The sequence below is a fragment of the Mycolicibacterium pyrenivorans genome, assembly GCF_025821625.1.
In the GTDB taxonomy this organism is placed as follows: Bacteria; Actinomycetota; Actinomycetes; order Mycobacteriales; family Mycobacteriaceae; genus Mycobacterium; species Mycobacterium pyrenivorans.
Window position 1 is genome coordinate 1 of record NZ_JACKSH010000194.1, and the last position, 8,352, is coordinate 8,352.

Annotated in this window: 4 protein-coding genes and 3 pseudogenes; 2 read left to right on the forward strand and 5 right to left on the reverse strand. The window is 60.3% G+C overall.

All coding sequences use genetic code 11. From position 1 onward, the window contains the following. Window positions 1-1,327: 1,327 nt before the first annotated feature. Entirely contained in the window at window positions 1,328-2,386 is a 1,059-nt protein-coding gene (locus tag H7I57_RS22710) for a glycosyltransferase (RefSeq protein ID WP_264026226.1), read from the forward strand. Between the two features lie 436 nt (window positions 2,387-2,822). Continuing rightward, entirely contained in the window at window positions 2,823-3,611 is a 789-nt protein-coding gene (locus tag H7I57_RS22715; protein WP_264026227.1) for a class I SAM-dependent methyltransferase, read from the forward strand. A gap of 143 nt (window positions 3,612-3,754) precedes the next feature. Here the strand turns inward: H7I57_RS22715 and H7I57_RS22720 are convergent. From H7I57_RS22720 to H7I57_RS22740, 5 genes and pseudogenes are all read right to left on the reverse strand, one after another. Beyond that, window positions 3,755-4,039: pseudogene (locus tag H7I57_RS22720) on the reverse strand (IS1634 family transposase); the annotation flags it as partial. 63 nt (window positions 4,040-4,102) lie between these two features. Continuing rightward, a pseudogene (locus tag H7I57_RS22725) lies at window positions 4,103-4,589 on the reverse strand (DDE-type integrase/transposase/recombinase); the annotation flags it as partial. A gap of 22 nt (window positions 4,590-4,611) precedes the next feature. After that, window positions 4,612-5,835, reverse strand: coding sequence for an IS110 family RNA-guided transposase (locus H7I57_RS22730; protein WP_264026230.1), 1,224 nt, complete (start codon window positions 5,833-5,835; stop codon window positions 4,612-4,614). A gap of 294 nt (window positions 5,836-6,129) precedes the next feature. Further along, window positions 6,130-6,878 (reverse strand): annotated as a pseudogene (locus tag H7I57_RS22735) (IS3 family transposase); the annotation flags it as partial. 165 nt (window positions 6,879-7,043) lie between these two features. Then, window positions 7,044-7,970: an SGNH/GDSL hydrolase family protein gene (locus H7I57_RS22740; RefSeq protein ID WP_264026232.1), complete on the reverse strand. Its 927-nt coding sequence runs from the start codon at window positions 7,968-7,970 to the stop codon at window positions 7,044-7,046. Window positions 7,971-8,352 lie beyond the last annotated feature (382 nt).

Here is an 8,352-nt window from a genome sequence, read left to right on the forward strand (position 1 = left end):
GGCCATCATCTGATCCCGCACAACGGCCCACCCCGACTCCAAAGCGCACAACCGAATTCGCCCCCACGCCGAGGGTCGATCGGTGAATCAAGGCTTAGAGATGTTCCAGGAGATGTTCCAGCGCACGCTCCACTGGTCCTGGTTGGTCCTGGTTGGTCCTGGTCGCCCCCGTTGAATGGCAACCGAGAAATCGCAATCAGGCGGTTCGGTTCGGCCGGTCGAGATCACTGAGAATCCAGTTGGCGCGGCTGGTAGCGGGCGTTCAGGGATTCGATCGCTATGCCGTACGAACCCGCTATCGTAGTTCATCAATGGGATTGAGAGTCCTATTGTGCCGCAACCGACTTCCTCTAGAGAGCGGTTGCCTTGGTTCGGGCTTCGGACCGACCTAACGCAGCGTGTGTCGTTGGATGGCGGAGGGCGGTTGCACGGGCATTCTAAAGTCCCAGAGCGTGTTTGCGTTCCTGGTGGGTCAACGCGGTGAGTTGTGCCCGATCGATTTACCTCGCGTAGGCGGTAGGGGGCCGGATGGTGGTGGCCTCGGTGATTATCAGTAGGGTCTCCACGGTCTGCCGACAATGAGACCGCGGGGGTGCGATGACCGATTTGCGCTGAAAGCGTGAGGGATATCGGTCAGTGCGAAGGCCTTTCACCGATGACCTTGATCTGCGGATCTGCAAGCGGTCAAGGCTCTCGTACGGGTCACTGGCGCGTCGTCCGGATACACCGGCGGGCGCTTAACTCCATGATGTTCGGTGACGCGGTAGCAACCCAAGACACCTCGACGCAGTTGCTCCGGGTCGATTGGCCGAGTGCGACGTGAGGTCCCCGGCGCCGATGGGGTGGTGGCAGCAGCCCAGTCCGTCCAAATCTTACTACGACCACTTGAACTGGCCCTCACCTGCGATGACATCGCGGGACCATCAGCGTTGGTCCACGGGTTGGTCACTGAGGCGCGCCGCCTGCTGGGCATATACCTGACCAAGAGCTCACCCCGTGCGACCGAGGCGGTCGGCGTTGTCGGGGTTGATCACCGGCCAATACGATCAGTGGGGCGAGACGCATTGCTCTTTGGACAAGTGGGCGCTGTGATCACTAGTGTCGGCGGCGAGTCTGAGATGATCGATTCGTCGTATGGCAGGCAGACTACTCAATAACGTCAAATGAAAATCCATCAACAACACGAAACGCTAGGGCAGCATTTGGGGGATATTTTCACTTATAGGAAGTTGGGACTCAGCCTACTTCCGCAGCAGCCCCCTAATACGATGAATTCTGCGCCACAACCGATGGTGGCACGCATTATTCGTACGGTGACAACCTGAATTTGAGCGAGGTCGATATCCGAAAATCTTTGCTTATCATCGTAACCTACAACTCGTACTTGCAACTCCCTGACCTAGTTGATTCTATTCGGAAATTTGATCGAGACGATCCCGGCAATTACGTTGTTGTTGTTGAGAATTCCGCAGATCTCCGCGTGCGTGAATACATCGTCGCAAATCACAATTCCGAAAAGGTTCTTGTCGAGGTGGCACCGCGGAACGAGGGCTTCAGCCATGGTGTGAATCTTGGGTACCAATCGGCGCTGAATCTTTGGGGTGGCTTCGACTTCGTGGTGTTGCTCAACCCCGACGTAATATCCGCGGGCCCCACAGTCTGTGAGCTGGTTAATCGTGCCGCGGGTCATCCAAGCGAGGTTGGAGTCTGGGGTGCAGTTCTGACAGATCCCGCTGGCAAACTCGATCGTGGATGCGCCCGGCGTGTCTGGAATCTTCGTCGGCTATTTAGCCATTTAGTTGGCTACGATAATTTGGTAAAGGTCCTGCGTACCGCGCCGCGAAACCTTAGCGAATATGAAATCCAAGGGAATCAGAGTGAGTTAGCAATGGTGTCTGGTGCATTGATGTGCATCGACTCTGGCCTGTTCGGCGCTGGTCTGAACACATTGTTGCCAATGTACCTTGAGGATCAAGAAATTTGTATGCGAAGCCTCGCTGAAGGCCACTTGATCATGCTCTACCCCGATCTTGTTGCAGTGCATGCAGGTGGCGTCAGCAGGAAATCCCTTACCGACCATGACCGCGCGCTCAGGATAATGGAGCTTGTCGAGGCCCCAGTGCAATGCATGGCTAGGCTGCAGGGGTATTCGGCATTGTCTTTGCGGTTGACGGTATTTCTCGGGGGAATTTCACGAATAGTTGCAGCGTTTTTGGCCGCATCATTCAAAGTTTTACTGCGCCGTGGAGGATCTAATCAAGTTGCCTGGATGTTGGAGCAGCAAAGGTTGGGGCTTTGGTTTGCGCTTTGGGCGATCAAGGGTGCGATCCACGACGAGGAGGTATCGCTCTCTGACTATTTTTTGGAGTACGCGCCGAGGCGCTGAGTTTCGCGTCGCGGCCCGTGACGCCGACGTGTGCTGTACTTCGACAGGCCCCCGACGCGCCGAAGCCAGCAACCGAGGCCTGGAAGCGCCACGCGGCAACTCCGGAAGAGTCGTTTAGGCTTAACCACCGAAGGATCCACGAGTACTGCGGCAACACTACACAAGCAGAACTGGAGGCCGCCTACTACCGTGAAAGCCAGCCCTACATCCGGTCGGGGCCCGCGAACAAGTCGACCGCGCTCAGCGAGTCGATTTGCCACGCGGTATACAAGGGAATGGGGTGTTAGCCGCTGATGCGGTGCAACACAGAGAAGAGATGGGGTAGCAGATGCTGACTGGGGGCATACGAAGCGGGACTCAGCACGTAAAAAATAGACTATCCAAGCTTGCCTATACGCCGGCAGAAAAGCTGCTGCGATCGCTCCAAGGCGGCCAGATGTCGCGCACCACAGTCCTCAACATGATCCCGCCCCCGTCCGAGCGTGAGGGCGGGCTAGGTACCACGGCCTATAGCGAATGGTGCTATACGGTTGGCTTCCTGCAGAGCCTAATTTTCCAGACTCTGCCCGAGGAGCGGCCGCTGCGCATGCTCGATATCGGCTGCGGCGTCGGCCGACTCTACCTCGCCACGCGCCCCTATCTGCAGCCGGACGACACCTATACCGGCATCGATGTCGGCAAATCGTTCATTGAGATTTGTCGTGCACGCTATACCGATCCGAACGTGACCTTCGTCCATCTCGACGCATCCAATCCGTACTATGCGAGCCATTACAGCGACAAGAAGCTGCCCTGGCCGTTTGAGGATGATGGGTTCAACTTTATGACCGCCCTGTCGGTCTGGACGCACCTAAACGAGGGAGATTTCACCTTCTACCTGAAGGAACTGGGCCGCACCCTCGCCCCCAGAGGCAGGGCGCTGGTCAGCTTCTTCATCATGGACGAGATTTACGAGGAGACGCTCCCCGGCCGGACCTCTGCGCAGAGCGCCTATTATCCGGAGCCCGCATCAAGGTGGGTCTTTGACCAGAGTGCGTACGGCTCAAGGAATTACTTCCACCCCAAATGGGCGAAGGTTCCCGAGCACGCTATCGGCGTCACTAAGGCGGCGTTCGATGAGACAGTAGCCGATGCCGGTCTGCAGGTCGCGCACTATTTCCCCGGATGCTGGAAGGAAAAGCCCGGCCTCTTCTTCCAGGATTTCGTGGTCTTCGAGCGCGCCTGAGATCTCGCGTCAGCCGCACTACCGCGAAACATGGTCGGGCGCCGGCGATAGACGGCGCGATTTGGGGTTAACCACCTCTGACGGTGGACATCTGACCCGAGTTGGGTCATTGGGCTTAGTGCCTTGATTTCGTGGGCTTGAGGGCGTCGAGTATCGCCTCGACCTGGGGGTTCAGTGCTGGTGGGTAGGTGGCTGCGCAGGGGTTTGAGGGTGCGTAGGAATCGTCGCAGTGACAGTCCGGTTCGTGTCTGGACTTCGCGGCTGATGGCCAGGGCGGTGAATACGATGGTGAGGTGGGCTTCGACGGCGTCGCGGGTGCGGGCGAACATGGGTCGGGCGGCAAGATCGGATTTCGACATTCGGAACGACTGCTCGACTCGCCATAGGTCGTGGTAGCTGGTGATGACCTCGGTGGCGGGCATGAGTGTGAACCGCCCCGGGTTTGATGCACACCGGTTACTGGTGTGCAGCCCTGAGTTGGCCGCGTTTGTAGCGTAGTGGACGGTCTCGTACTCGATGGGTGGGATGCGGCCCAGACGGTGCATGAGCCGGTCGGTGTTGTACCAGTGCACCCACTCGACGGTGAGCAGTTCGACATCCGGTCAGGCGGTGCAGGGGACCTCGCCGAAAGGGTGAGTCATCGCGGACGGCTTCGGTCTTGTACAGCCCTATGGTCGTCTCCGCCAGAGCGTTGTCGAAGGCATCCCCGACCGTGCCGATCGAGGCCACCAGCCCGGACAGCGCCAGGGTTTCACCGAAGCGCACCGACGTGTATTGAGAGCCCGCATCGCTGTGGTGAATAGAGTTGCCCAACAACGGATTACCTTCACTGGCACGGAGTTGGGCGGCATGGCGGATCGCGTGGCGCACGAAGCGGTCCTCCTTGCTGGCCGAGCAGGTCCAGCCCACGATCCGGCCCGCATAGGCATCGATGGCGAATGCGGTGTAGACAAACACCCCAGAGGACAGGCACACGTAGACATCCCACGCGAGTGAGTTGTCAAGCGGCGGTGGTTTCGGGTGTTGTGATGTGGTGGGGCCAGGCGCCTTGGTCGTCCCACGATTGGTTGTTGGCCAGGCACCACCACAGGCGTCCGAGGAGTTTATTCGCGAGGTTGCGCAGGGCGGCGTTGTGGTGGTCGCCGGCGGCTCGGCGTCTGTCGTAGTGGGCGCGGGCGCCGGCGGATTTGGTGAGCATCGCGAACGCCCACCAGTGGCAGGCGTCTCCGAGACGTTTGTTGCGGACTTTGCGGGCCTTGACGTAGTGGGAGCGGCCAGATGCGATCGTGACCGGAGCGGTGCCAGCATAGGCGCGTAGGTTGCCCGGTTCGGTGAATCGCTCTGGATCGTCCCCGATTTCGCCGAGAACGCGGGCAGCGAGGATCGGTCCGAGGCCGGGGACCGAGCGCAGGATCGGTGCCTGCGGATGGGTGTCGAACTCGCGTCCCATCTCGGTTTCGAGGTTGTCGACGGCCTGTTGTAGGGCCACGACAGTGCCGATGAGACCCGCGACGGCGTGACCGTAGGCGTCCTCAACGCGCGCAGGTTGCCGCAGCGCCGGTGCTCTCAGGTCGGCAAGGATCTGCTCGACCAACGCGGGGTGGTTGCCACGCCCGGACTTCTTCAACAGAGCCACCACGCGTGCGCGGGTGAGCTTCGAGGCCGCTGCCGGGGTGGGCGCCGCCGCCAGAACGGTCAAAGCGGCACGATGCTTCAGATTCGGAAATGCTTGCAGAGCTTGTGGATAAAACTCCAGCAGGGCCGACCGCAGCCGGCTGATGGCCTGATGCAAAGCCCAGATCGCTTCCTGATGCTGGCGGGCCAGCACCTTGACCGCGCGGCCCTGCTCGCTGACCACGGGTAGCGCCCGGTGCATGTGCTGATCGGTGCGCAGGATGTGTGCCAGCACCGCCGCGTCGCCGGGGTCGGACTTCCCGCCGGCCTGCCCGTGCCGTTCTCGGTAGCGGGCCACTGCTCGAGGATTGATCGGATACACCGTGAACCCGGCCTCGCTCAATGCCACAACGAGTAGGTTCTTGTCGGTTTCGAGGGCGACCGGAGTGTCCTGGATGCTTCCGCCGTGCTCGCCGATCAGCGCCAGAAGGTTGCTGAATCCGGTTGCACCGGTGTCGATCCGGGCACGGGCAATGACTACGCCGCCCTCGTCGACGAGCGCCACATCGTGATGCGCCTCGGCCCAATCGACGCCGCACGTTATTTTCATCTCCACAAGTCTCCGTTCCGTGTCGTATTCTCCTTCGTTGTCGAGCTCGAGGCGGGTGCGGCGACCTAATGGACAGCGCTCGGTGGCGCGGCATCTCACAAGCCGATCACGTGCCTCGTGGCGGACCGGCAGGGCCACCGTCTACATAAGAGATCTCAGGACGAGTCCGTGTCATCACATGCAGTGATCACCTGCCAGCAGCTCACCAGCCAGACTGCGCCCGGATCGGTGAAATCTCAGTGACCCCTGCCGGTTCGCGTCTTGCGTGTCGGAACCATCCCGACTCTCTCATTAGGTGAAATCCGCCACGAGCAGCACGTTGGGGGCGGGCACCCGGAACTGGCGCTTGACCAAATCGGCTGCCCGCGCCGCGGCCGGATCAGCGATCGTGGTGCGGACCTTCTTGCGGCGGGTGACGCCCTGCCAGCCGTTGGCCCGCATCAGCCGTTCCACGGTGCAACGGGCCACCGTGATGCCCTGGCGTTGCAGCTGAGCCCACATTTTGGTGGCCCCGTACAGTGACTCCGGTTTACGCCGGCCGTGCTCGTCGGGTTCGTAGTAGCCGGCCAGCACCTCGGTGATGACCGTGTCCCACAGCGCCCGCGCCGAAGGCGGCCGCGTCAGCCAGGCGTAGAACGTTCTCGGGGCGATCGGCACACCGTGCTCGGAGAGCACGCGGCAGATTGGAGCGACCCCGAACCGAGCGCGATGCTCGGCGATGAACGCACAGATCAGTGGTGTCGCGGGTCGCTCTCCCGCACGAAGAAACTTGTTGCCGCCTTGAGGATTTCGATGGTCTCCTCAAGCTCACGATTCTTGCGCTTAAGCTCGCGTAACTCCCGAGCGGCATCGGTGGGCACCCCGTCACGGACCCCGGTGTCAACCTCGGACTGGTTGAACCACCGGCGCAACGATTCGTAGGACACCCCCAACCGCTTGGCCACCGCGGTGATGCAGGCCGTGCGGGTGTCGTACTCCTCGGCATGGTCGGCCACCAGCCGCACCGCGCGGGCCTTGAACTCGTCGTCGTACTTCTTCGGCATGATGCAAACAACCTTCCCTCGAAAGAAGGTGTGCATCAAACCCGGGGTGGTTCAACGCCCGGCTAAAGAAGTTGGTCGCCAACCAGGCCCTCGAGGTCCCCTCACCGGGAACTACCTGGCGCTCACGCGATAGAACTCACCGCGATTGGCACGCGCTCGGTGTCGTCAGCTCTGAGCTTTGATTACAGAAGCGAGGTGGTGTCCGATCGCTGTATAAGCGGCTTGTGTGAAGTGGGTGCCATCACCAGAAAGCGAAGGCGGCATTTGGTTTGCCAAGATTGCCTTCGTGTCGTCAGGGGTAGGGGCGACCCCGGCGGCGGCAAGCCCTTCAGTGATAAGCCAACTCCGCAGATCTACGAATCGTGGTCCGTAGGCGGCCGCTAGGGCGTTCCTTGTACCCGATATGGTTCCGACGATCAGGTACCGCTTCGGTTCAGGTATCCAGCTCACCATCGATGCGATGTCCCGCGTAATTGCCAAGTCTTGCCGAGAATTGTTCGTACCCGCCCAGATGATCTGAACGCAGTCTCTGTAGCGATACCCCTGATTGCCGACGAACGGGGTTTGCGGTGGTACGGGCACAGCTGCCTCTGGCGGGGAGTCGGGGATGAAAGCGAAGCTCTCTTCGCCGGACTGGATTGTGTGCTCAAGCGTGCCGCGAACTCCGGACAACGTGCCCTTCATCTTCATGGTGCCTGCGTTGCGGTTCTGTGTCCAGCCGTCGCCGGGTGTGATGGTGGTTATGAGGCTTGAGTCGGTTGTGCCCGCAGGGATTTCATTTCTGTCCAGTGTGACAGTGGGTTTGAGCCCACCTTGCCGAACGGCAATTTCAGCTGACCCCTGTGACGGTTCGCCAAAGTTCATGGTGTCGACGCTAAGGTCTTCGCTGAGTACTTCAAGCCATGTCGGGTCGGCCTGCTCGTACCCATCGTCTGTCTTGACCGCCGACCAAGTGAGCGAATCGCCCCATCCGACGACTTCGTCTTCGATGCAGGCGAATTCGTTGTGCTGATCGGACGAGGAACAGCCAAGTAATGCGAGGACGGTAGAGACCGAAGTCAGTATCACCGCGAGTCGGTGGCCATGGGGCATCACGTAATCTTATTCACGGAAGCATGCCCGCCTCGCGGAACGACTCGGCAATGACACCGTGGATCTTTGACGCATAGGGAGGCGCGATATGAGCTTGGTCGTACTTTGCAGTCGTTAAGCCAACGAAACTGGGGCAAAACCGGCCCGTGCTGCAGAACCACGGCCGCGAATCAATCCAAGCACCGCCGAGGTCAGTGGCGAGAGCCCGTTCGACCTCGGCGAAGCTGTTCCAGTCATTGGTGACCCGGCCGATGCAATCCGGTGGCGTGTTCGACCGCTTGCTAAACCTGGATTCACCGATGAGGTAGGGATGGGAGGCGGGTTGTAACAGCGAAATGCCCTGTCGTGGTGAAAGAATGAGATTTCTCGAGGATCACATTCA